The 25,089-nt window shown below is 68.3% G+C and carries 24 protein-coding genes; 13 read left to right on the top strand and 11 right to left on the bottom strand.

All coding sequences use genetic code 11. The features are described 5' to 3' along the window. Positions 1–15 precede the first annotated feature (15 nt). Positions 16–1,011: a thiamine-phosphate kinase gene (thiL, locus tag RWO82_RS00200; protein ID WP_314422028.1), complete on the top strand. Its 996-nt coding sequence runs from the start codon at positions 16–18 to the stop codon at positions 1,009–1,011. On the opposite strand, the gene rsmD is transcribed toward thiL, so the two are convergent. Further along, positions 981–1,574: a 16S rRNA (guanine(966)-N(2))-methyltransferase RsmD gene (gene rsmD, locus RWO82_RS00195; RefSeq protein WP_314422027.1), complete on the bottom strand. Its 594-nt coding sequence runs from the start codon at positions 1,572–1,574 to the stop codon at positions 981–983. The two genes, thiL and rsmD, sit on opposite strands and share 31 nt — an antisense overlap. Positions 1,575–1,635: 61 nt before the next feature. Between rsmD and RWO82_RS00190 the strand changes: the two genes are divergently transcribed. From RWO82_RS00190 to mutM, 6 genes are all read left to right on the top strand, one after another. Then, positions 1,636–3,825 (top strand): ATP-dependent DNA helicase RecG, encoded by a 2,190-nt coding sequence (locus RWO82_RS00190; protein ID WP_314422026.1) that lies wholly within the window; start codon positions 1,636–1,638, stop codon positions 3,823–3,825. Positions 3,826–3,855: 30 nt separating this feature from the next. Further along, positions 3,856–4,353 (top strand): pantetheine-phosphate adenylyltransferase, encoded by a 498-nt coding sequence (gene coaD, locus RWO82_RS00185; RefSeq protein WP_314422025.1) that lies wholly within the window; start codon positions 3,856–3,858, stop codon positions 4,351–4,353. A gap of 135 nt (positions 4,354–4,488) precedes the next feature. Next, positions 4,489–4,983 carry a DUF177 domain-containing protein gene (locus tag RWO82_RS00180; RefSeq protein WP_314422241.1) on the top strand — a complete coding sequence of 165 codons (495 nt, stop codon included), beginning with the start codon at positions 4,489–4,491 and terminating at the stop codon, positions 4,981–4,983. 2 nt (positions 4,984–4,985) lie between these two features. Beyond that, entirely contained in the window at positions 4,986–5,195 is a 210-nt protein-coding gene (gene rpmF / locus RWO82_RS00175) for a 50S ribosomal protein L32 (RefSeq protein WP_314422024.1), read from the top strand. A gap of 17 nt (positions 5,196–5,212) precedes the next feature. Next, positions 5,213–5,905, top strand: coding sequence for a ribonuclease III (rnc, locus tag RWO82_RS00170; RefSeq protein WP_314422023.1), 693 nt, complete (start codon positions 5,213–5,215; stop codon positions 5,903–5,905). Further along, positions 5,898–6,761 (top strand): bifunctional DNA-formamidopyrimidine glycosylase/DNA-(apurinic or apyrimidinic site) lyase, encoded by an 864-nt coding sequence (gene mutM / locus RWO82_RS00165; protein ID WP_314422021.1) that lies wholly within the window; start codon positions 5,898–5,900, stop codon positions 6,759–6,761. The genes rnc and mutM overlap by 8 nt, the downstream gene beginning before the upstream one ends. Here mutM and RWO82_RS00160 read toward each other — a convergent pair. The 5 genes from RWO82_RS00160 to RWO82_RS00140 form a co-directional block, all read right to left on the bottom strand. Further along, positions 6,712–8,091, bottom strand: a complete 1,380-nt coding sequence (locus tag RWO82_RS00160; RefSeq protein ID WP_314422019.1) for a permease — start codon at positions 8,089–8,091, stop codon at positions 6,712–6,714. The genes mutM and RWO82_RS00160 overlap by 50 nt on opposite strands. Beyond that, on the bottom strand, positions 8,088–8,783 hold the full coding sequence (locus tag RWO82_RS00155) for an ABC transporter ATP-binding protein (protein WP_314422018.1): 696 nt from the start codon (positions 8,781–8,783) through the stop codon (positions 8,088–8,090). Before RWO82_RS00155 ends, RWO82_RS00160 begins: the two co-directional genes overlap by 4 nt. Before the next feature lie 87 nt (positions 8,784–8,870). Then, the gene (locus RWO82_RS00150; protein WP_314422017.1) at positions 8,871–9,950 is read right to left on the bottom strand and encodes a GNAT family N-acetyltransferase; all 1,080 of its coding nucleotides are present in this window, start codon (positions 9,948–9,950) and stop codon (positions 8,871–8,873) included. Further along, on the bottom strand, positions 9,947–11,035 hold the full coding sequence (locus RWO82_RS00145) for a GNAT family N-acetyltransferase (RefSeq protein WP_314422015.1): 1,089 nt from the start codon (positions 11,033–11,035) through the stop codon (positions 9,947–9,949). The genes RWO82_RS00150 and RWO82_RS00145 overlap by 4 nt, the downstream gene beginning before the upstream one ends. Positions 11,036–11,048: 13 nt before the next feature. Further along, positions 11,049–11,327 carry a hypothetical protein gene (locus RWO82_RS00140; RefSeq protein WP_314422014.1) on the bottom strand — a complete coding sequence of 93 codons (279 nt, stop codon included), beginning with the start codon at positions 11,325–11,327 and terminating at the stop codon, positions 11,049–11,051. Between the two features lie 538 nt (positions 11,328–11,865). Between RWO82_RS00140 and smc the strand changes: the two genes are divergently transcribed. Genes smc through RWO82_RS00125 form a run of 3 tightly spaced genes read left to right on the top strand, consistent with a single transcriptional unit; the run spans position 11,866 to position 16,882 of the window. After that, positions 11,866–15,408 (top strand): chromosome segregation protein SMC, encoded by a 3,543-nt coding sequence (gene smc, locus RWO82_RS00135; RefSeq protein WP_314422013.1) that lies wholly within the window; start codon positions 11,866–11,868, stop codon positions 15,406–15,408. A gap of 57 nt (positions 15,409–15,465) precedes the next feature. After that, positions 15,466–16,338: a signal recognition particle-docking protein FtsY gene (gene ftsY, locus RWO82_RS00130; protein WP_314422012.1), complete on the top strand. Its 873-nt coding sequence runs from the start codon at positions 15,466–15,468 to the stop codon at positions 16,336–16,338. A gap of 43 nt (positions 16,339–16,381) precedes the next feature. Further along, entirely contained in the window at positions 16,382–16,882 is a 501-nt protein-coding gene (locus RWO82_RS00125; RefSeq protein WP_314422011.1) for a DUF2004 domain-containing protein, read from the top strand. A gap of 28 nt (positions 16,883–16,910) precedes the next feature. On the opposite strand, the gene lipA is transcribed toward RWO82_RS00125, so the two are convergent. Both lipA and lipB read right to left on the bottom strand, forming a co-directional pair. Further along, the gene (gene lipA / locus RWO82_RS00120) at positions 16,911–17,900 is read right to left on the bottom strand and encodes a lipoyl synthase (RefSeq protein ID WP_314422010.1); all 990 of its coding nucleotides are present in this window, start codon (positions 17,898–17,900) and stop codon (positions 16,911–16,913) included. Beyond that, positions 17,897–18,550, bottom strand: coding sequence for a lipoyl(octanoyl) transferase LipB (lipB, locus tag RWO82_RS00115; RefSeq protein ID WP_314422008.1), 654 nt, complete (start codon positions 18,548–18,550; stop codon positions 17,897–17,899). Before lipB ends, lipA begins: the two co-directional genes overlap by 4 nt. 95 nt (positions 18,551–18,645) lie before the next feature. On the opposite strand from lipB, the gene RWO82_RS00110 reads away from it, so the two are divergent. Both RWO82_RS00110 and ffh read left to right on the top strand, forming a co-directional pair. Then, positions 18,646–19,242, top strand: a complete 597-nt coding sequence (locus tag RWO82_RS00110; protein WP_314422006.1) for a TetR/AcrR family transcriptional regulator — start codon at positions 18,646–18,648, stop codon at positions 19,240–19,242. A gap of 54 nt (positions 19,243–19,296) precedes the next feature. Further along, the gene (gene ffh / locus RWO82_RS00105; RefSeq protein ID WP_314422005.1) at positions 19,297–20,850 is read left to right on the top strand and encodes a signal recognition particle protein; all 1,554 of its coding nucleotides are present in this window, start codon (positions 19,297–19,299) and stop codon (positions 20,848–20,850) included. A 6-nt stretch (positions 20,851–20,856) separates the two neighbouring features. On the opposite strand, the gene RWO82_RS00100 is transcribed toward ffh, so the two are convergent. Further along, complete coding sequence (locus tag RWO82_RS00100; protein ID WP_314422004.1) at positions 20,857–21,768, bottom strand: EamA family transporter; 912 nt, start codon at positions 21,766–21,768, stop codon at positions 20,857–20,859. A gap of 78 nt (positions 21,769–21,846) precedes the next feature. Here RWO82_RS00100 and RWO82_RS00095 point away from each other — a divergent pair, with 78 nt between their 5' ends. Next, entirely contained in the window at positions 21,847–22,782 is a 936-nt protein-coding gene (locus tag RWO82_RS00095; RefSeq protein ID WP_314422003.1) for a LysR substrate-binding domain-containing protein, read from the top strand. A 2-nt stretch (positions 22,783–22,784) separates the two neighbouring features. Here the strand turns inward: RWO82_RS00095 and glpK are convergent, their stop codons facing one another. Together glpK and RWO82_RS00085 are read right to left on the bottom strand one after the other, a co-directional pair. Next, positions 22,785–24,299, bottom strand: coding sequence for a glycerol kinase GlpK (gene glpK / locus RWO82_RS00090; RefSeq protein ID WP_314422002.1), 1,515 nt, complete (start codon positions 24,297–24,299; stop codon positions 22,785–22,787). 29 nt (positions 24,300–24,328) lie between these two features. Continuing rightward, entirely contained in the window at positions 24,329–25,081 is a 753-nt protein-coding gene (locus RWO82_RS00085) for an MIP/aquaporin family protein (RefSeq protein WP_314422001.1), read from the bottom strand. Positions 25,082–25,089 lie beyond the last annotated feature (8 nt).

Here is a 25,089-nt window from a genome sequence, read left to right as displayed (position 1 = left end):
GCTACCTTTGACAGCATGCCTTCCCGACCCGACGATGACGACCCGCGCCTGGGAGACCTCTCCGAGGGCCAGATCCTGAGCGCGATCCTCGCCCGGACCGCTTCCGGATCGCACACGCTGCTGGGCCCGGGGGACGATGCCGCCGTCATCGCCGCGCCGTCGGGCAGCGTGGTCGCGACGACCGACACTCTCGTGCACGGGCCGGACTTCCGCCTCGCGTGGTCGAGCGGGTTCGACCTCGGGTGGAAGTCCGCGGCGGTGAACCTCGCCGACGTGGCCGCGATGGGTGCTCGTCCGACGGCCCTGCTCGTCGCCCTGGCCGTGCCTCGCGACCTGCGCCTGTCGTTCGTCGCAGATCTGGCTGACGGCCTGCGCGAGGCCTGCCGGGCCCTGGCTCCCGGCTGCGCCGTGGTCGGGGGCGATCTCACGGTGTCAGATGTGCTCACGGTCGCGGTGACCGCCCTGGGCGACCTCGAGGGGCGACCCCCTGTCACGCGGGCTGGAGCGAACGTCGGCGACGTCGTCGCGGTGGCAGGGGAGCTGGGTCATGCCGCCCACGGACTCGCTGTGCTCTTCGGGCGATTCCGTGAAGACGATGTGCCTGTTCCCGTCGACGTCCGCCGACTCGGCTCGGGCGAGAGCGCGGCGGTGACCGCACAACTGCGTCCCTCACCTCCGATCGGGCTCGGCGCGGTGGCGGCGGTGAGCGGCGCGACCGCGATGATGGACATCTCCGACGGTCTCGCGCTCGATGCCCGCCGCCTGGCGGCGGCATCCGGGGTGACTCTCTCGCTCGACGCCGCATCTCTGGGACCTCACCCGGAGCGTGCTCTGGCCGGGGGAGAGGATCATGCGCTGCTCGCGACCTTCCCCGCCGCGCTCCTGCCGCCGGGGTTCCGCGTCATCGGCTCGGTGGTGGCACAGGGCGAGGAGAGCCTCCTGGTCGACGGAGCCGCGGTCGACGTCACGGGGTGGGACCCCTACCGCGACTGGGACTCCGCGTCGGGCTGAGTCGCCGCGGGTTCGGCCCACCACAGGGTCGTGTCGCCGTAGGACTTCTCCCGCACGAGGTCGAGCCCGGCCGCCGAGAGCTCGGGCGGCGTCGATCTCCGTGCACGTTCGATGATCACGAGCGCGTGCGGCGACAGCAGGCGCGCGAGCGCCATGAGGTCGGCGGTCATGGCCTCGTCCGAGAGGTCGTACGGCGGGTCGGAGAACACCAGGTCGTAGGTGCCCGCGGCGCGCTGGAGGAACACCCGCACGGGGCTCTCATGCACCCGCGCGGTGGGCAGCCCACCCGCCTTCGCGACGATCTCCGCATTGCGGCGCGCCACGCCGGCGGCGGCCCGCCCCTGCTCGACGAGGTCGGCCGAGGCCGCGCCGCGGCTCAGCGATTCGAGACCCAGCGCCCCGGATCCTGCGTAGAGGTCGAGCACCCGCGCGCCGTCGAAGGCGTCGACGGAATCGAGGGCGCCGAAGAGCGACTCCCTGACCCTGTCGCTCGTGGGTCTGGTTCCCGCAGGGGGGACGCCCAAGCGGGCTCCTCGTGCCGTGCCGGCGATGATCCTCGTCACCCGTTCACGATACGACAGTGACGGCACCTCGGTTGTCGGCGCCGCCTTCTAGACTCGGAGCATGGCGCTCACGCTCGAATCGTCCCTGGAGGAGGCGCTCGGAGCGACCCCGGCGAAGACCCTCGATCGGGCGTTCGGGATGAAATCGGTCGGCGATCTGCTCTCGCACTATCCGCGGCGCTACGCCGATCCCGGCGAACTCACCCCGATTCGCGAGCTGCCGCTCGGCGAGACGGTCACGATCGTCGCCGAGGTCCTGTCATCCAGCGCGCGCGCGATGAGGAACAGACGCGGAGCGATGGTCGACGTGGTGATCGGCGACGGCATCGGGAAGATGTCGCTGACGTTCTTCGCGAAGAACCTGGGGGCCGCGAAGTGGCGCTCCGAGGACCTCGCAGTCGGGCGGCGGGGGGTCTTCTCCGGCAAGGTGGGCGAGTTCAACGGCGTCACGCAGTTCGCGCATCCCGAGTACGAGTTGTTCGACGACGAGGATGCAGCCCGGCGACGGGCGGATGCCCGGGCCGCGGTGCTGATCCCGATCTATCCCGCGACCGCGAGTCTGCAGACCTGGCAGATCGCGAAGTTCGTCGCGCGCGTGCTGGACGCCGTCGAGGACGTGCCGGAGCCGCTCGCGGCCGAGGTGCGTGCACGGGAAGAACTCCTCACGGCGCGGGAGGCTCTCGAGCAGATACATCGCCCGAAGACGCGCAACGACATCGACCCCGCGGTGCGGACTCTCCGCATGCACGAGGCGCTGACCCTGCAGACGGCGCTGCTCCAGCAGCGTGCCGCTGTGCGGTCGCTCACGGCGACGGTCCGCCCCGCGAAGCCCGGCGGACTCCTCGAGCGATTCGACGCCACGCTGCCGTACACGCTGACCCCCGATCAGCAGACGGTCGGAGAGCAGGTCGCGACCGACCTGATCGGGTCATGGCCGATGAATCGCCTGGTCCAGGGTGAGGTCGGCTCCGGCAAGACCCTGGTGGCGCTGCGTGCGATGCTGCAGGTGGCGGAGTCGGGCGGGCAGTCCGCGTTGATCGCCCCGACGGAGGTCCTCGCGGGTCAGCACCTCCGCTCGATCACGAAGATGCTCGGACCCCAGCTCGCGCCTCTGGTGATGCCGACCCTCCTGACGGGACAGATGCCCGCGGCCGACCGTCGGAAGGCCGCGCTCCGCGTGGCTTCGGGGCAGGCGCTCATCGTGGTGGGCACGCATGCGCTCCTGGGGGAGAAGACCACGTTCGCCGATCTGGGCCTCGTGGTCGTCGATGAACAGCACCGTTTCGGCGTGGAGCAGCGCGAGGCGCTGCGCGCCAAGGGCTCGAGTCCGCACGCGCTGGTGCTGACCGCGACACCGATCCCGCGAACCGTGGCGATGACGGTGTTCGGCGATCTCGACACCTCCGTGATCCGCACCATGCCGAAGGGGCGAGCGGGGATAGAGACGTTCGTCGCGCCGCTCGCCGAGCATCCGGGCTGGTTCAACCGAGTCTGGGAGCGCGCGGCAGAGGAGATCGCTCAGGGGCGACAGGTCTTCTCGGTCTGCGCGGCGATCGACACGACCAAGAAGACCGCGGAGGCGGGCGAGCAGCCGGTGCCGCCGTCGGACGCGGGCTCGACGGACGGAGCGTCGGGTCCGCGATGGGGGGTCGTGCAGCTCGACGAGGCTCTCGCGACGCATCCGACTCTGGGCGGGCTGCGACGCGCGGTCCTGCACGGGAAGATGCCCTCGGAGGAGAAGGACGCGGTCATGCAGGCGTTCGCGCGCGGCGAGATCGATCTGCTGCTGGCCACGACGGTGATCGAGGTCGGCGTCGACGTTCCGAACGCGTCGACCATGATCGTCCTCGACGCCGACAGGTTCGGTGTGTCGCAGCTGCACCAGCTGCGCGGGCGGGTCGGTCGAGGTGGCGTGCCGGGGCTCTGTCTGCTGGTGACCGAGGCGGAAGAGGGCTCGATCGCTCGCGAGCGAGTCGACGCGGTCGCCTCCACTCTCGACGGATTCGCACTCGCGGAGGTCGACCTCGAGCTGCGCGGAGAGGGCGATGTGCTCGGTGCCGCGCAGGCGGGAGTGCGATCGTCGCTCAAGCTGCTCCGGGTGGTCAAGGACTCGAGGCTGATCGTCCGCGCACGTGAGCTCGCGGAGCACATTCTGGACGAGGACCCTGATCTCGAGGCCAACGAGGGCCTGAGGTCTGCGATCGCGCGACGGGTCAGTGACGAGGACCGCGCCGCGCTGGCCAAGAACTGAGCTGCCGCGCGTGTGCTTTAGGCTGTTCGCATGAGCAGTCGGATCGCCGTCGTCCCGGGTTCGTTCGATCCGCCGACCCTGGGTCACCTCGATGTGATCCGTCGCGCGGCCAGGCTGTACGACGAGCTTCACGTGCTGGTCGTGCACAATCCCGGCAAAGAGGCGATGCTGCCGATCTCGCAGCGCATGTCGCTGCTCGAACAGTCGATCGCCGAAGAGGGCATGGACGGCAACGTCGTGGTCGGGTCGTGGAGCGTGGGGCTACTGGTCGATTACGCGCGCGACGTCGGCGCGGGAGTCCTGGTCAAGGGCATCCGGTCGCAGATCGATGTCGCGTACGAATCGCCGATGGCCATCGTGAACCGTCACCTCGCGGACATCGAGACGGTCTTCCTCTTGCCCGACCCTGCGCATGCGCTCGTGTCGAGCTCCCTGGTGCGCCAGGTCGCGGGTCTGGGCGGCGATATCGCGCCGTTCGTGCCGCGCGCGGTGGCAGCGTTCCTCGACACGGGATCTCGCGGCATCTGAGCGCCCGCCCGACGGCGGCGCTCAGCGGGGAACCAGCCCCGGAGGTGGGAGAGCCGATACCATTGCCAGGTGCGTTCCCGACTCAATGGCCCCTTCGTCCTCCCTGTCCGCGACATCGTCCGCAAACCGGGAGAGATGCGCGAACACGACTTCACGGTGACGCTGCCCGAGGCGTGGGGCGAGGGGATCGTCTCGTATGAGGCCGGTTCCGAGCTCGACCTCGATGTGCGGCTCGAGTCCGTGCACGAGGGCATTCTCGTGTCGGGAAACGTCGACGCCGTGTACTCCGGTGTATGCGGAAGATGCCTCATAGACATCGCTCGGCCCGTCGAAGTCGAGTTCCAGGAGCTTTTCGCGTATCCTGGTGAGGAAGAAACTGACTTCGAGGTTCAAGACGACCACGTGGATCTTGAAACTCTTGTCAGGGATGCGGCCGTATTGGCGCTTCCATTTCAGCCGGTGTGTCAGCCGGATTGCCTCGGGCTCGACCCGGTTACAGGCGAACGGCTGACCGAGAGCACCGGAACGGAGCAGGCCGCTCCCATCGATCCTCGGTGGAGTGCGCTCCAGCAGATCACAGACCAAGACGGCAAGGCAGAGAGCCGCGCCGCCGAGAAAGAAGAGAGCTAGTCATGGCTGGTAACCCCCCGAAGCGCAAGGTCTCCCGTTCGAACACCCGCTCGCGCCGCGCGCAGTGGAAGGCCGAAGCCCCCGCGCTCGTCAAGACCATCGAGAACGGCAAGGTCGTCTACAGCCGTCCGCACCAGGCCAAGGTCGTCACGGACTCGCAGGGCACCGAGCTGTTCCTCGAGTACACGGGCCGCATGGTCGCCGACGTCTGAGTCGCGACAACACGGGTGTGACCGAGGTCGGCGGATCGTCGAGACCTCTGGAAGATAAGCTCCGCGTCGAGATCGACGCGGAGCTTCTCGAGTTGGCACTCACGCATCGCTCCTACGCCTACGAGCACGGGGGAATCCCGCACAACGAGCGACTCGAGTTCCTCGGAGACTCCGTGCTCGGGCAGGCGGTCACCGTCATGCTGTTCACGACTCTCCCCGAGCTCGATGAGGGGTCGCTGGCGAAGCGTCGTGCGAGCGTGGTCTCCACTGTCGCACTGGCAGAGGTCGCTCGAGGCATCGGTCTCGGGCGGCACCTCCGTCTCGGTCGAGGCGAGGAGCAGACCGGCGGTCGCGACAAGGACTCGATCCTCGCCGACACGATGGAGGCGGTGATCGGAGCCACCTACCTCTCGGCGGGCCCCGAGGCCGCGACCGAACTGGTGCTCCGTCTGACGGAGCCGTTGCTCGCAGACCCCGAGCGCTACGGGGCCGCGATGGACCCGAAGACGAGTCTGCAGGAGCTGGCTGCCAGGATGGGCTCCACCCCGCCGCAGTACTCGATCGAGGCGAGCGGCCCGGACCATGACCGCCGGTTCACGGCGACTGTGGTCGTCGGCGACCTCGCCATGACGGGCAAGGGCAGCAGCAAGAAGACCGCGGAGATGGCCGCCGCGCTCAGCGCGTGGCGCCACCTCGACGAACGTGCCTGAGCTCCCCGAGGTGGAGGTCGTTCGGGCCGGACTCGCCCCGGCGACGAGCGGTTCGGTCATCACGGCCGTCAGCGTGTTCGACGACCGCGCCCTGACTCGGCACGCCGCGGGAGTCGCGGATTTCGTCGCCCGCCTCGAAGGCCGCGTGTTCGTCGATGCGATGAGGCGTGGCAAGTTCCTCTGGCTGCCCCTCGACGACGGGGACTCCGCTCTCATCGCCCACCTCGGGATGAGCGGTCAGATGCTGCTGCGTCGACCGGATGCCGAGGCGGAGCGCCACGAGCGGATCCGTCTCCACATCGAGCATCCCCAGCACGGCGAGCTCGCCGTCGTCTTCGCAGACCAGAGGACGTTCGGTTCGCTCGCCGTCGACCGCCTCGTGGCGGACGGGCCGTCGTGGATCCCGACGCAGGTCGTTCATATCGCGCGGGACCCGATGGATCCGTTCTTCGACGACGCCGCGTTCGCACAGGCGCTGCGCCGACGCGGCAGCGCCGTCAAGCGGGTGCTGCTCGACCAGCAGGTCATCAGCGGCGTGGGCAACATCTATGCCGACGAGTCACTCTGGGCCGCGCGGATCCACCCCGAGACGCCCGCGAGTGCGCTGTCGCCGCGTGCGGTCATGAGACTCCTCGCCGAGATCAGATCGGTCCTCGCGAAAGCCCTGGCCGAGGGCGGCACGAGCTTCGACGCGCAGTACGTGAATGTGAACGGGCAGGCCGGCTACTTCGCGCACTCTCTCAACGCCTACGGGCGAGGGGGTCAGCCGTGCCCACGCTGTGGCACTCTGATCCGTCGCGAGGCGTTCATGAATCGCTCGAGTCATTACTGCCCGCAATGCCAGAGGCGCCGCTGACTCGAGCTCCCGCGTCTCGGAACGAGCGGGCGAGCAGGGGGCTCGTGGTCCGTGCGCCCGCCCAGACCACGGCGATGCCGCTCGCCAGCACGAGGCCGATCGTGAGAAGCGATGCAGGGGCCACGATCGTCGCGAGGCCGAGGAGCGGGAACACCAGGATCCCTGCGCAGACCGCCGATCCGATGACGACTGTCAGCAGAGGCGACATGATCGCGTCGCGACGCGCCCTGTCCACGGTCTCGAACGGTGTTCCCAGGCGGTGGAGACTGGTGTGCAGGTCGCTCCTGTCGAGCACTGCGGCCGCCTGATTCACCCCGACCGACGCGGCGACCATCAGGAAGGATGCGATGAGCGTGATGATGAGCCCGGTGCGGATGTCGGTGGCCAGGAGCTGATCGGCGTCGTTCCCGCCGCCCTCGGACATCACGGTGAGCAGAGACACACCGGTCCCCGCGAAGACCGCGATGAAGCTCGTCATCGCGACGCCGCTGACCTGGCGCCACGCGGCCTTCGGCGAGTCGAGCACGGATCGAGCGGCGAGGAGTCGGGCGGGTCCGTCGGCGCGGCGCAGGCGACGTGATGCCTGGAACTTGAGGACCCAGGGCCCCACCACGTTGAGCACCGCGAGGGCGATCCCGAACGAGGAGGCGAGGACGATGACGGTGAGCGTGGCGCTGGCGACCGAGGGGAAGATCGCGACGACCGCGAAGAGGCACGCGAGCGCGACGATCCCGACCAGCGCGCGTATCCATCGCACGGGTGGGGTTGCGGTGCGGAGGCGCACGCCGAGCGGAGAGATGATCACGGTGCGGAGGCCGAGCGCTGCGCTGAGAGCGGAGATCAGGAGGATCACCATCACGACGCCGGCGCCGCTCGACGGCGAGAGCAACACGGAGTCGAGACCCAGCGGCGCGCCACGGAAAGGGATCATCCCGATCAGAGGGGAGACCATGAGATGGACGACCACGCCGACGATCGCGCCGGCGGCCGCGACCAGCACGGACTCGGCGACCGTGGCGATGCCGACGCCGGCAGGGGTGACACCCAGAAGGCGCAGGGTGGAGAGGACCTCATCCCGCCGGCGCGCGGAGAGGCGCGCCGCGGCCCCGCCCAGATTCACCAGAGGAACGACCAGCAGCACGAGAGCGATGGCGGCCAATGCCTGATACACGGGGGCTTCGGGGTCCGACCAGGACCAGAACGCCTGGGCCCCTCCGACCACGGTCAGCACGAGAGCGGTGACGATCGCGAAGGCGGCGGCGGGCAGCGCCAGCACCTCATTCCGACCCTTCACCGGGCGAAGAAGGAGCGCGAGGGTCTGCGGGTTCATGCGCTGATCTCTGTCATGTCGATCCGACCGTCACGGACGGCCACGATTCGAGAGCAGCGCGACGCCACGTCGGGGTCATGGGTGACGACGAGCAGAGTGCGTCCCTGGCCGGTCGTCGACCAGAGCAGGGCGTCCATCACCTCGCGCGAGGTGCGGGAGTCGAGAGCCCCCGTCGGCTCATCCGCGAAGACGAGTTCTGCACCCGTGACCTGCGCGCGCGCGATCGCGACCCGCTGAGCCTGGCCGCCGGACAACTCGCCTATCCGACGCTCCTCGAGACCCGAGAGCGCGAGCGCGGCCATCCACGATGCTGCGCGAGCGACGGCGTCTGCGCGAGCCACACCGTTGATCATCGCGGCGAGCGCGACGTTCTCCACCGCGGTCAGCTCGGGGATGAGGAGCCCCTGCTGGAAGACGAATCCGAACCGTTCGCGACGGAGTCGGGATCGTGGACCCTCCGCGAGCCCCGTGACGTCGACGGGCTCTCCCGAGGAGGGCTGGAAGCTCACGCTGCCTGAATCCGGGCGGACGATGCCGGCCAGCACGTGCAGCAGCGTGGTCTTCCCCGATCCGGAGGCGCCCATGATCGCCACGGACTCGCCGCGCTCGACGGTCAGGCCGACCGCGGCGAGTGCGCGGGTGGTTCCATAGGACTTGGTGACGGATCGGGCTTCGAGCACGGGTGCGTTCATGCTCCCAGCCTCGCTGCGGCGCACCGACCTGCGCATCGCTCGGACGTATGATCCGGCATCGGCTCGCTACACCGATCGGATGATCTCTCAGAGGCGCTTCTGCCATGCACCGGCGTATGACACCGGCACGAAGCCCACGGCTTCGTTGATGCTCAGCATCGGCCGATTCTCCTCCGCGTTGAACGTCGAGACAGCGGGGGACTGGGGCATCAGTTCTCGCCAGTGCAGAAGGTTCGTGCACTTGACGAGAGCTCCGAGACGGTGCCCACGGTGCTCACGCGCGACGAGCGTGCCGAGCTGGTGAGTGATGCTCGTACGGTCGGCGGCGATGAGCAGCTCGTTGTATGCGACGATGGCGCCGCTCGGAATGTGCTCCACCACGACGATCGAGAGCGCTTGTCCGGCGCTCGTGAGGCGGTGTTCGCGTCGCACGACTCGATCGGCGTCCCAGACCTCCGCCACGAAATCCATCTCGCCACTCGGCGCGTCGGTCGACAGCCGGGCCAGGATCGCGGCATAGCCGTCACGACGGTTCGCCGGAATCGGTGCCATCCACTGCATGACTCGATAGTCGGGACCGGCTGCGGTCCTCGCCTCCTGCAGCAGCGCACGAACCGGCGCCGGATCCGCGCGTAGATCGAACTCGCTGTTGCGCTCCACCTGCTCGAACTCGTAACCGTGATCGACGAGCGCTTCTGACAGCGGCGTCACGGGAACGCGGCCCCACCCCGTCCTCGGGGTGATCATGTGCTCGGTCTCGATCGGGCGATGCAGCGTCCAGGTCTGCATGAGCGAGCGACCGTACGCGCGCGTCTCCGACTCGGCGAGGGCGAGCAGGGACTCCTCGACGCCGCGGCCCCAGTGCCGTGTCGGCACCATCAGGTCGATCTCCGCCGCGTGGGCGTCCTCCTCCTGCGGGTAGGCGATGGTAACCATGCCCACGATCTCCTCGCCATCCCGCGCCACGAACCCGAGGGACAGCGTGTCCGTCGGGTCCTGCCACGAGGCCAGGAGCTGTGCCGTGCTCGGCGCGATGTCGGGCAACCCGACGGCCTCGTCGCAGATGAGCCGGTTCAGCTCGCCGTACGCGCGGAAGTCCGAGGCGTCGTCGTCGTCGAGCGAGGCCGGGACGGAGAGGGGAGTGATCGTCGGTGCGAACGTCGTCATGACAGAACCTTCTTCCAGGCGCCCTCATGGGCGATGGCGGTGAAGCCCATGGCCTCGTTGATCGACAGCATCGGCCTGTTCTCCTCCGCGTTGTAGGTGATGACCTCATGCGATGCGGGCATCGCCTCGGTCCAGGACAGAAGCGCCTCGCATTTCACGAGCTGCCCCAACCGGTGCCCTCGGTGCTCCTCGAGCACCAGCGTGTCGTGCTGATGTGTGATTCCGGCCGGGTCCGCTCCGATGCCGAGTTCGGTGAAGGCCGCGAGCTCGCCGGTGGCGATGTGCTGGGCAGCCGTGACCTGCATCGTCTGCCCCATCTCCTGGATCCGCTCCTCCGAGGCGATGACTCGCTGTGCATCCCACGCCTCCTCGTCGCTGTCGAGATCCGCGGACGGCGCATCCGTCGATATTCGCGACTTCGCCCACGCGTAGCCATCGAGATGCTCCGACGGTGTCGGCAGCGTCCAGCTGAGCACCCGGTAGTGCCTCGAGTGTTCGAGGGCCGCGGCGCGCAGCGCTGTGACGCGCTCGAGGGTTGCGGGGGAGACCTGCAGGCGACTGACGCGGTAGACCTGCTCGAGGCCGAACCCGTGTCGGACGAGGAATCGTGCGACGTGATCATCGGGCACGCTTCCGAACCCCGTTCTCGCCTGCAGCCTCGGTCCGTCGCTCGCCGGCTGCTCGATCCAGTTCTGGATGACCGAACGGCCGTGCAGCCGGGCGAACGATTCGACGTGCGGAAGGATCGCGGTCCCGATGCCTCGCCCCCACACACGCGGGTGTATCTCGATCGAGGCGATCGCCACGCGCGACCCCTCCTCGTGGGGGATGTCGATGACCGTGCGACCGACGATCTCGCCGGCGACCCGCACAGCCCAGACCGCCGTGGTGCGCTCCGCGCGTGAGCGCAGCACGGGGAGCAGCGCCTCAGGGCTCAGATCCTGCTCCGTGCGCCCCGTGATCTCCCGATAGACGGTGTTGCGGACGTGGGCGAGTTCGCGGAACTCGCCGGCGTCGGCCGCATCCGCCCGTGCCGGCAGCACGAGCGGATGCAGCGACGCATCTGCAGTGAGCGGAATGCTCATGGCGATCTCCGTATCAGCGCAGCTGACGCTGCACGTCGTAGGTGAGCAGGTCTCGCGCCTCGAGCGGCGAGCGGTTCCGCCCGTAGAGGTGCAGGGCATCCGCTTCGAGGGTGTCGGCCCTGTAGGTACGACGCGGACGTCGTGCTCTCTGAAGCAGCCAGAGGCCGATTCTGAGCGAGATGCGATCTGTCAGCGCGAGGCGCCGCAGCTCGTCGGGGGCGGGGATGTGGAGGACCTGCCGGTCCTCGGTATCCGGAGGGTGGGTGGTGCTGTGGTGCAGCGTGGTGTTCACGATGTGTCCTTCGAGATGAATGGTGGTGAGGCGGGGAGCGCTGTCGTACGGTGCCGCGAGGGCGGACGCGGAAGCGTCGCCGGTGGCGGAGTCCCGGGGCGCCGGACGGCGGCCGCCGGGGTCGACGGACAGGCGTGATCCAGAGAGGATCAGAGGGGGAGCGCGAGGAATTCCCGGCGAGAGAACCCGTCAGAGGTCGCAGACCGGTGGCCGGTCGTGAGCAGAGTTCTCGGGCGCGTTCCTACGAGAGAGCGCTTCGACGGACGCCGGTGGTTACCGAGTGCGCGAGGCGCGGCGCGAATGGCGCGGCGAGGCCAGTGGCCTGAGCAGTGAGCTGAGTGATCATCGGTAACCTCCTTTCGTGCGGCGATCCGGAGGTTACGGTAGCGAATCCCGGGCGTGTCCGTCAAGCATCGCCCGCGCGCATCGGCGTGTCGCGCCGCGTGCCGGTTCGCTGCGAACCTGCGCGGTATCCCGATTCTGAGACGTCGTTCCGGTAGCGTATGGGCGTGATTCACCCCGGAAGCGCGGCGCGCGCATGCATCTGAAGAGCCTGACCCTCAAGGGGTTCAAGTCCTTCGCGCAGCCGACCAGCTTCGTCTTCGAACCGGGTGTGACGTGCATCGTCGGTCCGAACGGATCGGGCAAGTCCAACGTGGTCGACGCGCTCGCCTGGGTGATGGGCGAACAGGGAGCGAAGACCCTGCGCGGCGGCAAGATGGAAGACGTGATCTTCGCGGGCACCTCGACGCGGGGGCCTCTCGGCCGGGCTGAGGTGCAGTTGACGATCGACAACAGCGACGGTGCGCTGCCCATCGATTACGCCGAGGTCACGATCAGCCGGACTCTCTTCCGCAGCGGCTCCAGCGAGTATGCGATCAACGGCGAGAACTGCCGCCTGCTGGATGTGCAGGAGCTGCTGAGCGACTCGGGGCTGGGCCGGGAGATGCACGTGATCGTGGGCCAGGGGCGTCTGGACACCGTGCTGCAGGCCTCTCCCGAGGATCGTCGCGGCTTCATCGAAGAGGCGGCAGGGATCCTCAAGCACCGTCGACGGAAGGAGAAGACCCTTCGCAAGCTCGACGCGATGGAGACCAACCTCACCCGGCTGAGCGATCTCGCCGGAGAGATCCGTCGCCAGTTGAAGCCTCTGGGCCGGCAGGCCGAGATCGCACGGGAGGCGCAGACCATCGCCGCCGTCGTGCGCGATGCGAAGGCTCGCATCTTCGCCGATGACGTGGTGGCTCTGCGAACAGCTCTGGCCGATCACACTCGCACCGAGCAGGAACGGCACACCGAACGGCTCGTGCTCAGCGATCAGGCCGAGGCCGTGCGGGCCGACATCGCACGGTTGGAGCGCGATCAGAACTCGATCGCGGTGGACCAGGCCCGTGGAGTCGCCTTCGGACTCGAGCAGGTGCAGGAGCGGATGCGGGGACTGTACACGCTGGCGAACCAGCGTCTCGCCCTCCTCGGTTCGGAGGACGACGATGCCGCGGTCACCGCGGTGACCGTGACTCAGAGCGCGATCGACGCAGCGAAGGACGAGATCACGGAGGTCTCCGCAGGACTCGGTGATGCACAGGACGCTGCGGCGATCGCGAGCCGCGCCGTCGTGCACGCACGCGCCGAGCTCGACACACTTGACGTCGACATCGCCGAGCAGAGTGCGCTGGTGTCGGAGTACGACATGCACCTCACGACGCTGCGCGGCGCTGCCGATGCGGCGGCGTCCGCCCTCGCCGCCGTGCGAGGCGCCGTGCTGCGACAGGAGAACGCGCTCGAGGCCGCGAACAGTCGACGCCGTGATGCGGCGGACGCACTGGAAGCCATGGAGGACGGGGAGGCGCCCGAGGGTACAGCAGCCGAGTACTCCGCCGCGTACGAGGCCGCGCAGCGCGCGGCGACGGCGGCCGAATCCGAGCGCGACACGCTCCGAGATCGCCTGCACGCCGCCGAACGGGAGGTGGACTCGCTCCTGGCGAAGTCTGCTGCTCTGGGCAGTGCCCTCGCGATCTCCGGAGGCGCGGCGGAGATCGTGGAGACCGGAGGCGACGGCATCCGCGGCCTGGTCGGCGATGCGGTGCAGGTGCGGGCGGGCTTCGAGGCAGCGATCGCCGCGGTGCTCGGGCCACTGGCGGAGGGTGTGCTCGTCGAGCGCTTCTCCGACGCCTTCGCTCTTGCCGCGGAGTCCGCCGAAAGCGGTCGCGGAGTGGTGGACTTCGTCATCGCCGACGGAGCGCGCGGGACGGTGGACGCATCGAAGATCGACGGCGTCACCGCGGCCGTCGACACGGTCACCGCGCCGGACGGAGTCCTCGGCATCCTGTCGCATGTCGTGATCGCGGACAGTCTCGATGCGGCGCGAGCAGCGCGCACGACCCTCGACACGGCCGGCGACGTCACGACGACAGTCGTGACCACATCCGGAGATGTGGTCACCGCCCAGACGCTGCGCACAGGTTCGGGCGGGGACCGCTCACGGATCGAGCTCGCCGCCGAGCGGGATGCGGCGGATGAGCGGCTCGCCGAGGTGCAGGTGATCGTGGACTCCCTGCGGGAGGCGCGCGATGAGGCGAACGAGCTCGTGGAGACGACTCGTCGACACGCGAAGGACGCGCTCCGGGCGCTCCGAGAGCACGACGCCGCGCTCGCGAGCCGCGCCGAGCGCGTGAACCGCATCACCGTCACGCACGAATCGGCGGTCGCCGAGTGCGAGCGGCTCGAATCCGGTCTCGCGCAGGCTCAGGCGGCGGTCGTGGATGCCGAGGAGAATGCGGCGAGAGCCCAGGAGGAGCTCCAGGTCGCGGTGTCGTCGCCGAGGCCCGTGCTCGACGCTTCCGCACGAGACGGCCTTCTGGACGCACTCGAAGCGGCCCGAGAGGACGAGATCCGCGCGCGACTCGAGATCGAGACCCTGCGCGAGAGGGTGCGTGCGGCACAGGCGCGGGTCGTGAGTCTGGAGCGCCAGCGAGAGCACGAACGTGACGCGGCGGCACAGGCTGCGCGGCGCGCCGTCGTGCGGCGCGCTCAGCGCGAGGCGGCCCGAGCCGTCGCGGACGAGCTTCCGCGCGTCCTCGACTCGATCGACCGCTCCGTCACCGAGGCGAGAGTGGCGCTGGCGGAAGCCGAAGCCGCCCGCTCGGCCCAGAATCAGGAGCTCACTGCACTGCGCGCGCAGGAGGCCTCGCTGCGTGACAGGCTCGCCGGGCTCACGGAGAGCGTGCATGGACTCGAGCTTCAGATCCACGAGAAGAAGCTCCACCTGCACAGTCTGCTCGAGCGAGTGGGATCCGAGTTGGCGCTCGACGAAGATATTCTCGTTGCGGAATATGGTCCCGATCAGCTGGTTCCGCGCGATCCGGGAACCGGGCACGACGACGAGCAGCCTGACGACACCGCCATCCCGTTCGACAGGCGGATCCAGCAGCGGCGCCTCGCCGAGGCGGAGCGCAAGCTCGCTCAGCTGGGCAGGGTGAATCCGCTGGCGCTAGAGGAGTTCGCCGCGCTCGAGCAGCGTCACGCCTTCCTCACGGAGCAGCTGGCCGACCTCACTCAGACGCGCCAGGATCTGCTGACGATCATCGCGGATCTCGACGAGCGGATGCAGACCATCTTCGCCAGCGCCTTCGAAGACACGCGGGTCGCCTTCGGCGAGGTGTTCCCGGTGCTGTTCCCCGGCGGGTCGGGGAGCATCTCGCTCACCGATCCGGAGAACATGCTCACGACCGGCATCGAGGTCTCGGTGCGTCCGGTCGGCAAGAAGATCGAACGGCTGTCGCTCCTGTCCGGAGGAGAGCGTTCGCTCGCCGCCGTCGCGCTTCTCGTCGCGATCTTCAAGGCTCGTCCCAGCCCCTTCTACATCCTCGACGAGGTCGAGGCGGCACTCGACGACGCCAATCTCGGGCGTCTGCTCACGGTCTTCGAGCAGCTCCGCGAGAGCTCGCAGCTCTTGGTCATCACGCATCAGAAGCGCACGATGGAGATCGCAGACGCGCTGTACGGCGTGTCGATGCGCCAGGACGGTGTCTCCGCGGTCGTGGGACAGCGGGTCGGAACCAGAGAAGCTGCCGCCAGCTGACGCCCGCTGCACCCGTGTCCGCAAGGGATCTCAGGAAGCGACCCGTAGGCTGGAGGCATGGCGGAGAAGTCCTGGTCCCTCACCCGTGCGCTGCGCGGGATGTTCGTCAAGCCCACGATCGACGAGACGACGTGGGAGGACCTCGAGACCGCGCTCATCACGGCAGACTTCGGCCCCGAGATCAGCGAGCGAGTCGTCGACGAGCTGAGGGACAAGGTCGAGCGCTATCGCACGACAGATCCTCAGGACCTGCAGCGGATGCTCCGCGAGACGCTCGAGGAGCATTTCGCCAGGTTCGACACCACTCTCAAGCTCACCGAGCGTCCGGCGGTGGTGCTGGTCGTCGGCGTCAACGGCGTGGGCAAGACCACGACGATCGGCAAGTTCACCAAGTTCCTCCGCGGATACCAGCGCAGCGTGGTCGTCGGAGCTGCCGACACGTTCCGCGCGGCGGCAGTCGACCAGCTCGCCACGTGGGCGCAGCGTGGGGGAGCGGCGATCGTCCGCCCCCAGCAGGAGGGCCAGGATCCGGCGTCCGTGGCGTATCAGACCGTCGAATACGCGCAGCGCGAGGGGATCGAGATCGCGATCATCGACACCGCGGGACGCCTGCACACGAAAGGCGGGCTCATGGACGAGCTCTCCAAGATCCGCCGAGTCATCGAGAAGCAGGCTCCGATCAGCGAGGTGCTGCTCGTGCTCGACGCCACGACCGGTCAGAACGGCGTGATGCAGGCGGAGGCGTTCCTGCAGCACGCCGGAGTCACCGGTCTCGTGCTCACGAAGCTGGACGGATCGGCCAAGGGCGGATTCGTGCTCGCGGTCCAAGAACGCACCGGAATCCCCGTGAAGCTCCTGGGGCAGGGCGAGGGCATCGACGATCTCACCGGATTCACCCCCCATGTCTTCGTCCGGTCGATGGTCGGCTGACACAGGACTACCGTCACGAGCACGAGGCTGGTTTCATAGCGTTATGGCGATCGAACACGACTACTTCGGACTCCTGTCCTCGGGGCCCGACGGCTCGATCTTCTGGTCTGAGACCGTCGAGCTCGGTGACCAGAGTGTCACCGTGGATCTCACCGCCCCGGACCAGGACGACGTGTCCACGGACGCGCTCGACATCGCCGCCTCGCTGATCGCCGGTCTGGAGAACGTGGACGGGACGGCCAGACGGGGGATGCTCTCGGAAGTCGACGACCGCACGAGCGAGGTGACCGAATACATCCTGCAGCAGCAGGAGGTCTACGGCGATGAGCTCGCTGACGTCCTGGTCGACGTCAGCGGAGACGCCGCAGTCGACATCATCCGCTCGCTCAGGCTCATGAGCATGACGATCCTGGCGGACGAGCACGGCGGCTCGGAGCCCTTCGCCGTGCTGGAGTATGCGCTCGACGAAGGTACGACAGACGACGTGCTGCTCGTGAACCTCGGATCCGACGGCACTGTGCAGTCGGTCATGAGTGCCGACTGACGCGGGTTCGCTCTCTCCTGCCGGGCGCTCACACCGCCTGAGCGAACCCGAGATCCGCACTCTCCGCGATGTGCGCGAGGTGCGGCGGGATGGTCCGTCCCTTGGACACCATGGACTGGGCCCACAGGCGACCGGCGCGGTACGACGAGCGCACCAGGGGGCCGGCGAGCACACCGAGGAACCCGATGCGCTCGGCTTCCGCTTTGAACTCCACGAACTCCGCAGGCTTCACCCACCGCGACACCGGAAGGTGGCGCGGAGAAGGACGCAGGTACTGGGTGATCGTGATGATGTCGCACCCGGCGTCATGGAGGTCGTTCAGTGCCTGCACGACCTCCTCCGGCTCCTCGCCCATTCCCAGGATCAGGTTGGACTTGGTGATCAGACCGGCGTTCCGGCCCTGCGTGATCACGTCGAGTGAGCGCTCGTAGCGGAAGGCGGGCCGGATGCGCTTGAAGATGCGAGGCACCGTCTCGACGTTGTGCGCGAACACCTCAGGGCGTGCATCGAAGATCTGGCCCAGGAACGCGGGATCGGCGTTGTGCTCGTTCGCGAGCAGCTCCACGCCCGTGTTCGGATTGAGCTCGTGGATCTTCCGCACGGTCTCGGCGTTCAGCCATGCCCCCGTGTCGGGGAGGTCGTCGCGTGCGACGCTCGTCACCGTGGCGTACCGCAGATTCATCCGAGCCACGCTCTCGGCGACGCGCCGGGGCTCGTCGGTGTCGTAGGCATCCGGCTTGCCGGTGTCGATCTGGCAGAAGTCGCAGCGCCGCGTGCATTGCGATCCGCCGATCAGGAACGTCGCCTCCCTGTCCTCCCAGCACTCGAAGATGTTGGGGCACCCGGCTTCCTGGCACACCGTGTGCAGATCCTCGCTCTTCACGAGCGAATGGAGAGCGGTGTACTCGGGCCCCATCTTCGCCTTGGTCTTGACCCACTCGGGCTTGCGCTCGATCGGGGTCTCGGCGTTGCGGATCTCGAGGCGGAGGAGCTTGCGTCCTTCGGGTGCGGCGGTCATGCGGGGACTCCTGCGTGGTCGGCGGACGAGTATTCGGCGAGGAAGGCGGCGGACATCGCGTCGACGATGTCGGCGGGGGAGACGTCGGCTCCGACGACCTCGCTCACGGTCGTCACGCCGGCGTCGGTGATTCCGCAGGGGATGATGCCGCGGAACCCCGCGAGGGTGTTGTCGCAGTTGATCGCGAAACCGTGCATGGTCACGCCGCGCTGCACGCGCACCCCGATCGCAGCGACCTTGTCTTCGGAGAGGGGGCGGCGGACCCAAACGCCGCTGCGGCCGTCGACCTGATAGCCGTCGACCCCCAGCGGACGGAGGACATCGATGAGGATCCGCTCGAGTCTGCGCACATGCGCGACGACGTCCATCGGCTCGGGCAGGCGCACGATCGGGTAGCCCACGAGCTGTCCCGGTCCGTGCCAGGTGATCTTGCCGCCTCGGTCGACGTCGATCACCGGAGTGCCGTCCTGCGGTCTCTCCTGCGGCTCCGTGCGTTTGCCGGCGGTGTAGACGGCTTCGTGCTCGAGCAGTATGAGCGTGTCGGGACGCGTGCCGTCCACCACGTCCGTGTGGATGTGACGTTGCAGGTCCCAGGCCTGTGCGTACGGGACGTACGACGGCGCGAGTCCGGGGGTGATGATGTCGAGCATGCGAGGTCGCTCTCGTTCAATTGATGGATTGTGTCTAAGAATACTCCTCGCATCGCCGTGGGGCGCGCGGGAGCGACGCGCGGTAGCGTGTGAGCATGAGCAGCACGAGTCGGGCGGGGCGTCCCAAGGCGTCCTCCCGCGAAACGCTCGCGGAGGCGGCCTGCGAGCTCTTCCTCGAGCGCGGGTACGACGCCACCTCCGTCGCGGACATCACGCAGCGCGCCGGAGTGAGCCGCTCGAGCTTCTTCAACTACTTCTCCTCCAAGAGCGACGTGCTGTGGTCCGGTCTCGACGACCGCATCGCCCGAGCGGTCGAGGATCTCGTGACCGTGCCCGAGGACCGCGACGGCGTCGTGGTCAGACGCATCCTGTCCGCGCTCGTCGAGGACTTCGCGCCCGACAGTCTGGCGCTCGCGATGACCAATTCCTCGGCCATGGGGCTCGACGACGAGTTGGAGCAGGATGCCGCACTCCGTCAGGCTCGGTTGGCGGCGGCGCTGGCGGATCTGGCCCGCCGATCGGGCGTCGCGGCTCTGACCGCGGACATCGTCGCGGCGACCTGGGCGGCCGCCGTGCTCGCCGCTGTGCGCGCGTGGGCCGAGGGCGGAGCGGGGCGTGGGTCGGTGGGAGACCGGTTCCGCGACGCCGTCAGCGCCGTCGATCGGCTGCCCTGGGGTGCATCGCACGACTGACGCCCTCCGTGCTCGCGGAGAACCGGGCCGGATTCGCGTAAACTCGGATTCACCATGGCAACCTTTGGCACGCTCTCCGATCGACTCACTGAGACCTTCCGCAATCTGCGCACGAAGGGAAAGCTCACTGCGGCCGACGTCGACGGCACGGTGCGCGAGATCCGTCGCGCCCTGCTCGACGCCGACGTCGCGCTCTCCGTTGTCAAGGAGTTCACGGCGAAGGTGCGTGAGCGCGCCCTCGGCGACGAGGTCAACAAGGCGCTGAACCCGGCGCAGCAGGTCGTGCAGATCGTCAACGAGGAGCTCGTCCAGATCCTCGGCGGCGAGCAGCGTCGACTGCAGTTCGCCAAGACGGCTCCCACGGTCATCATGCTCGCCGGCCTCCAGGGCTCGGGGAAGACCACCTTCGCGGGCAAGCTCGCGAAGCAGCTCGAGGGCGAGGGGCACACTCCTCTCCTCGTCGCTGCCGACCTCCAGCGCCCCAACGCGGTGAACCAGCTCCAGGTCGTGGCCGAGCAGGCCGGCGCGACGGTCTACGCGCCCGAGCCGGGCAACGGCGTCGGGGACCCGGTCAAGGTCTCCCGTGACGGTGTCGACTATGCGCGGCGTCAGCAGCACGACGTCGTCATCATCGACACCGCAGGTCGGCTGGGTGTGGACGCCGAGCTCATGAAGCAGGCGTCCGACATCCGCAAGGCGACCGACCCCGACGAGGTCCTCTTCGTCATCGACGCCATGATCGGTCAGGATGCGGTCAACACCGCGCGTGCCTTCCAGGAGGGTGTCGACTTCACCGGTGTCGTGCTCTCGAAGCTCGACGGCGACGCCCGTGGTGGGGCCGCGCTGTCCGTCGCCTCCGTGACCGGTCGTCCCATCATCTTCGCCTCGACCGGAGAGCGTCTCGAAGACCTCGAGCCCTTCCATCCCGACCGCATGGCGAGCCGCATCCTCGACCTCGGCGACATCCTCACCCTCATCGAGCAGGCCCAGCAGGCCTTCGACGAGGAAGAGGCCGTCAAGATGGCCGAGAAGCTCGCGACCGAGCAGTTCACGCTCGAGGACTTCCTCGACCAGCTTCAGCAGATGAAGAAGATGGGGTCGATGAAGAAGATGCTGGGGATGCTCCCCGGCATGGGGCAGATGAAGCAGCAGCTCGAGGACTTCGACGAGCGCGAGATCGACCGCACAGAGGCCATCATCCGGTCGATGACTCCGGGCGAGCGGCGCAATCCGAAGATCCTCAACGGTTCGCGTCGCCTTCGCATCGCACGCGGTTCGGGAATGACCGTGACCGACGTCAATCAGCTGGTGCAGCGCTTCGATCAGGCCGCCAAGATGATGAAGACCGTCGCCCGCGGCGGCACCCCGAACATCCCCGGAATGGGATCCATGCCCGGTATGGGCAAGCCGGGAGCGTCGTCGAAGCGAGGGAAGAAGGGCAAGTCCTCCGGCGGGTCGCGATCCGGGAACCCGGCGAAGCGCGCGGCAGAGAACGCCGGACTCGCTTCGGCATCGACACCCACCGGTTCGGGTTTCGGCCTCGGTGGGGCGAAGGCCCCGAGTGAGGCCGATCTCGCCGAGATCCAGAAGCTCTTCGGCAAGGGCTGAGCACGCTCACTGCCGCGTCGCCGCGCGCACAGACCCCGTGGTGTACGCGGGCCTGACGAGGGGCGTGCGGAGTGCCGCGAGCTGTCCGCCGATCAGTGCGCTCAGCACGAGAGCGAGACCGAGACCCTGCATCGGTGTGAACGTCTCTGCTGCGAACAGGGTTCCCAGCAGCGTCGCCACGACAGGGGAGAGCAGCGCGAGCAGCCCCGGAGCGATCACGGGGAGCGCGTGTATGCCACGGAACCAGAGCGTGTAGGCGATGAGCCCGCCGACCGTGCCCAACCAGAGGTAACCGAGCACCGCACCGCCGTCCAGTGTCGGGGGGAGGCCTTCGACCGTGAGGGTGAGCGGAAGAAGGAACAGTCCTCCCGCAGTGAGCTGCCACCCCGCATAGGCGATCGGCCCTGCCGCGACCGGCCGTCCCCAGCGTTTGGTGAGTGTCATGCCGAGCGCCGTCGCCGTGACTCCGCCGACCGCTGCGGCGACTCCGATCGCGTCGAGCCGTGCCGCCGGACCGAGGACCACGAATGCGACTCCGACGGCCCCGACCGCGGCCGCCGCGGCCGTCAGCGGACGGATGGTGTCCCGGAGGACGAGCGCACCCAGACCCAGGATGATCAGAGGCTGCACGCCTGCGACGGCCGCCGCCACGCCGCCGGGAAGGCGTTCCGCGGCGAGGAAGAGCAAGGGGAAGAATGCGCCGATGTTGAGGACGCCGAGCATGAGTGTCTTGAGCCGCCAACCGCGCGGCGGGAGCGTTCGGCTCAGTGCGAGAGCGAGCAGCCCTGCGGGAAGGGACCGCAGCAGTCCGGCCAACAGCGGGTGGTCGGCAGGAAGAAGCTCCGTCGTGACGAGGTACGTCGTGCCCCATGAGAGGGGGGCAAGCGATGTGAGCAGGAGCAGCGTCAGGCGGTTCATGATTTCAGCCTGAGGGCTCATCAGTCATGAGTCCAACGCATGCTTGTCACGCTTTACATGAAGAGGGATCATGGATGAATGGACCTCCAGCAGATGCGGTACGTGGTCGAAGTGGCGTCGACCTCGAGCTTCACTCGCGCGGCCGAGAACTGCTTCGTGACCCAGTCCGCCCTGAGCCATCAGATCGCCGCGCTGGAGCGCGAACTCGGACAACGACTGTTCGTGCGGTCGAGTCGGAGCGTACGCACGACCGACGCGGGGGAGGCGTTCCTGCACCACGCCAAGACAGCCGTCGCCGCCGCAGACCTCGCGCGCGAATCGGCGGCCGAGGCAGCGGGACGTGTGGTCGGCACGCTGCGTCTCGGCGTGATTCCCACCGTCACGGCGGTGTCGGTCCCGCGCGCGATATCCCTGTTCCGACGAGAGCACGCGGAGGCCCGCGTGGAGCTCACCGTCGGCAACAGCGACGCTCTGGTCGCCGCAGTCCGCCGCGGCGAGCTCGACGTCGCGCTGCTCGGACTGCGTGAGGGGATCGTTCCCGACGGCGTCGCCTCCCGCGAGCTCGCACGCGAGCCGCTCGTGGCCGTCCTGCCATCGACCCATCGCCTCGCGGAGCGTGCCGCCCTCGTGCTCGAAGACCTCGCCGATGAAGTGTTCGCGGATTTCCCCGCCGGCACGTCAGGGCGCGCTCAGAGCGACGCCGCGTTCGCCGCCTCCGGCATCCGGCGCGATGTCGCCTTCGAAGCGGATTCGGTCGAACTGCTGCTGGGACTCGTCGCCGCCGGGCTCGCGGTCACGCTCTCGGCGCCCGGTGTGGTCGGAGCGGCTCGCTCGCACCTGAGCACTGCCGAGATCACACGCGGCCCCGTACGGGTCGAGCACGCGGCCTGGGATGCCAAGGCACCGCGGGCGGTGGCCATGGCCTTCCTGAGGATCCTTCCGGACTCCACCGCACGCCCGAACGGCGAAGCGGGCCCGGAGGAATCCTCCGGGCCCGCTTCCTCAGAACTCTGAGATCACTTCACGTCTTCGTCGACCCAGTCCATGGACTTGGTGACGGCCTTGCGCCACAGCCGCAGCTGGCGGTCGCGCTCGGCGTCCTCCATCGACGGCTCCCAGCGACGGTCCTCCTGCCAGTTGGCGGAGAGGTCGTCCAGACCGTTCCAGAATCCGACGGCCAGACCGGCGGCGTACGCGGCACCGAGCGCGGTGGTCTCGGCGACCACGGGGCGCACCACCGGCACGCCGAGCACGTCGGCCTGGAACTGCATGAGCGCGTCGTTCGCGACCATGCCCCCATCGACCTTCAGCTCGGTGAGGTCGACACCGGCATCGGCGTTGACCGCGTCGAGCACGTCTCGGGTCTGGAAGGCCACGGCCTCGAGCGCAGCGCGAGCGATGTGGTTCTTGTTCGCGTAGCGGGTGAGACCGACGATCGCTCCGCGGGCGTCCGGGCGCCAGTACGGCGCGAACAGACCGGAGAACGCGGGGACGATGTACACGCCGCCGTTGTCCTCGACCTGCTCGGCGAGCTTCTCCACCTCGGGAGCCGAGCCGATGATGCCGAGCTGGTCGCGCAGCCACTGGATCAGAGATCCCGTGACCGCGATCGAGCCCTCGAGCGCATAGTGCGTCGGTCCGTCGCCCAGCTTGTACCCGACCGTGGTCAGCAGTCCGTTCTTCGAGTGGACGATCTCCTCGCCCGTGTTGAAGATCAGGAAGCAGCCGGTGCCGTAGGTGTTCTTGCTCTCGCCCGTGTTGAAGGCCGCCTGACCGAAAGTCGCCGCCTGCTGATCGCCCAGGATGCCGGCGATCGGCGTCTCGCGCAGCAGCGACGAGTCCTCTGCCGCGCCGTACACCTCGGAGGAGGAGCGGATCTCGGGCATCATCGAGCGCGGCACGCCGAACGCCTCGAGGATGTCGTCACGCCACTCGAGCGTCTCGAGATCCATGAACATCGTGCGGGAGGCGTTGGTGACGTCCGTCACGTGGACACCGCCGTCGACCCCGCCCGTGAGGTTCCACAGCACCCAGCTGTCGGTCGTGCCGAAGACGAGGTCGCCCGCCTCGGCCTTCTCGCGGGCACCCTCGACGTTCTCGAGGATCCAGGCGATCTTCGTCCCTGAGAAGTAGGTGGCGAGGGGGAGGCCGACGATCGGCTTGAACCGCTCGACACCGCCGTCGGCTGCGAGGCGGTCGACGATCTCCTGCGTGCGCGTGTCCTGCCAGACGATCGCGTTGTAGACGGCCTTTCCGGTCGTCTTGTCCCAGACGACGGCCGTCTCACGCTGGTTCGTGATGCCGACCGCGGCGATGTCGTGGCGCGTGAGGTCGGCGCGGCTGAGTGCGAGGCCGATGACCTCCTGCACGTTGCGCCAGATCTCGGCGGGGTCGTGTTCGACCCAGCCCGCCTTGGGGAGGATCTGCTCGTGCTCCTTCTGACCGGTCGCGACGATGTTCCCCTTCTTGTCGAAGATGATCGCGCGGCTGGAGGTGGTTCCCTGATCGATGGCGATGATGTAGTCGGCCATTGTGTTCTCCTTTGAAGTAGGGGCGGGGGTCAAGCGAGGCCGAGGAGGGCGGGCGCGGCCACGGCGGCGAGGACACCACCGACGAGGGGACCGACGACCGGCACCCACGAGTACGACCAGTCGCTCGAACCCTTGCCCTTGATCGGCAGGATGGCGTGGGCGATGCGGGGGCCGAGGTCACGCGCAGGGTTGATCGCGTAGCCGGTCGGTCCACCGAGGGAGGCACCGATCGCGACGACGACGAGCGCGACAGGCAGGGCGCTGAGGGGTCCGAGGCCTCCGGGGACGCCGATCTCGATGTCGCCGTAGTCCGCGAAGGCGAAGACGGCGAACACGAGGACGAAGGTGCCGATGACCTCGGTCACGAGGTTCCAGCCGTACGAGCGGATCGCAGGACCGGTCGAGAAGACGCCCAGCTTGTTGGCCGGGTCGGGCTCCTCGTCGAAGTGCTGCTTGTAGGCGAGCCAGGTGAGGATCGCACCGACGATCGCACCGAGCAGCTCAGCGCCGGTGGCGACCGCGAACTGTGAGAAGTCGATTTTGTCGGCGACGAGGAGACCGATTCCCACGGCAGGGTTCAGGATCGCGCCCGAGTATGCCGAGGCGAGCACACCCACGAAGACCGCGAGGCCCCATCCCCAGTTGACCATCAGGAAGCCGCCGCCGAAGCCCTTGTTCTTCGCGAGCGCGACGTTCGCGACCACTCCACATCCGAGGAGGATCAGCATCGCTGTGCCGACGAACTCCGAGAGGAAGTAGAGACCGAGATTCACTTCAGTCATGTCTTCAT

Source organism: uncultured Microbacterium sp. (genome assembly GCF_963521645.1).
Lineage (GTDB): Bacteria > Actinomycetota > Actinomycetes > Actinomycetales > Microbacteriaceae > Microbacterium.
This window is presented reverse-complemented; position numbering and strand designations above follow the sequence as displayed.

What these genes read in the sequence shown, in the direction of transcription:
- RWO82_RS00085 (WP_314422001.1), bottom strand. Translation starts at nt 25,081, where the DNA reads ATGACTGAAGTGAATCTCGGTCTCTACTTCCTCTCGGAGTTCGTCGGC.
- lipB (WP_314422008.1), bottom strand. Translation starts at nt 18,550, where the DNA reads ATGCTCGACATCATCACCCCCGGACTCGCGCCGTCGTACGTCCCGTAC.
- coaD (WP_314422025.1), top strand. Translation starts at nt 3,856, where the DNA reads ATGAGCAGTCGGATCGCCGTCGTCCCGGGTTCGTTCGATCCGCCGACC.
- RWO82_RS00125 (WP_314422011.1), top strand. Translation starts at nt 16,382, where the DNA reads ATGGCGATCGAACACGACTACTTCGGACTCCTGTCCTCGGGGCCCGAC.
- RWO82_RS00150 (WP_314422017.1), bottom strand. Translation starts at nt 9,950, where the DNA reads ATGACGACGTTCGCACCGACGATCACTCCCCTCTCCGTCCCGGCCTCG.
- RWO82_RS00160 (WP_314422019.1), bottom strand. Translation starts at nt 8,091, where the DNA reads ATGAACCCGCAGACCCTCGCGCTCCTTCTTCGCCCGGTGAAGGGTCGG.
- RWO82_RS00180 (WP_314422241.1), top strand. Translation starts at nt 4,489, where the DNA reads ATGCGCGAACACGACTTCACGGTGACGCTGCCCGAGGCGTGGGGCGAG.
- RWO82_RS00110 (WP_314422006.1), top strand. Translation starts at nt 18,646, where the DNA reads ATGAGCAGCACGAGTCGGGCGGGGCGTCCCAAGGCGTCCTCCCGCGAA.
- glpK (WP_314422002.1), bottom strand. Translation starts at nt 24,299, where the DNA reads ATGGCCGACTACATCATCGCCATCGATCAGGGAACCACCTCCAGCCGC.
- RWO82_RS00155 (WP_314422018.1), bottom strand. Translation starts at nt 8,783, where the DNA reads ATGAACGCACCCGTGCTCGAAGCCCGATCCGTCACCAAGTCCTATGGA.
- RWO82_RS00095 (WP_314422003.1), top strand. Translation starts at nt 21,847, where the DNA reads ATGGACCTCCAGCAGATGCGGTACGTGGTCGAAGTGGCGTCGACCTCG.
- rpmF (WP_314422024.1), top strand. Translation starts at nt 4,986, where the DNA reads ATGGCTGGTAACCCCCCGAAGCGCAAGGTCTCCCGTTCGAACACCCGC.
- ffh (WP_314422005.1), top strand. Translation starts at nt 19,297, where the DNA reads ATGGCAACCTTTGGCACGCTCTCCGATCGACTCACTGAGACCTTCCGC.
- ftsY (WP_314422012.1), top strand. Translation starts at nt 15,466, where the DNA reads ATGGCGGAGAAGTCCTGGTCCCTCACCCGTGCGCTGCGCGGGATGTTC.
- thiL (WP_314422028.1), top strand. Translation starts at nt 16, where the DNA reads ATGCCTTCCCGACCCGACGATGACGACCCGCGCCTGGGAGACCTCTCC.
- RWO82_RS00100 (WP_314422004.1), bottom strand. Translation starts at nt 21,768, where the DNA reads ATGAACCGCCTGACGCTGCTCCTGCTCACATCGCTTGCCCCCCTCTCA.
- RWO82_RS00145 (WP_314422015.1), bottom strand. Translation starts at nt 11,035, where the DNA reads ATGAGCATTCCGCTCACTGCAGATGCGTCGCTGCATCCGCTCGTGCTG.
- smc (WP_314422013.1), top strand. Translation starts at nt 11,866, where the DNA reads ATGCATCTGAAGAGCCTGACCCTCAAGGGGTTCAAGTCCTTCGCGCAG.
- RWO82_RS00190 (WP_314422026.1), top strand. Translation starts at nt 1,636, where the DNA reads ATGGCGCTCACGCTCGAATCGTCCCTGGAGGAGGCGCTCGGAGCGACC.
- lipA (WP_314422010.1), bottom strand. Translation starts at nt 17,900, where the DNA reads ATGACCGCCGCACCCGAAGGACGCAAGCTCCTCCGCCTCGAGATCCGC.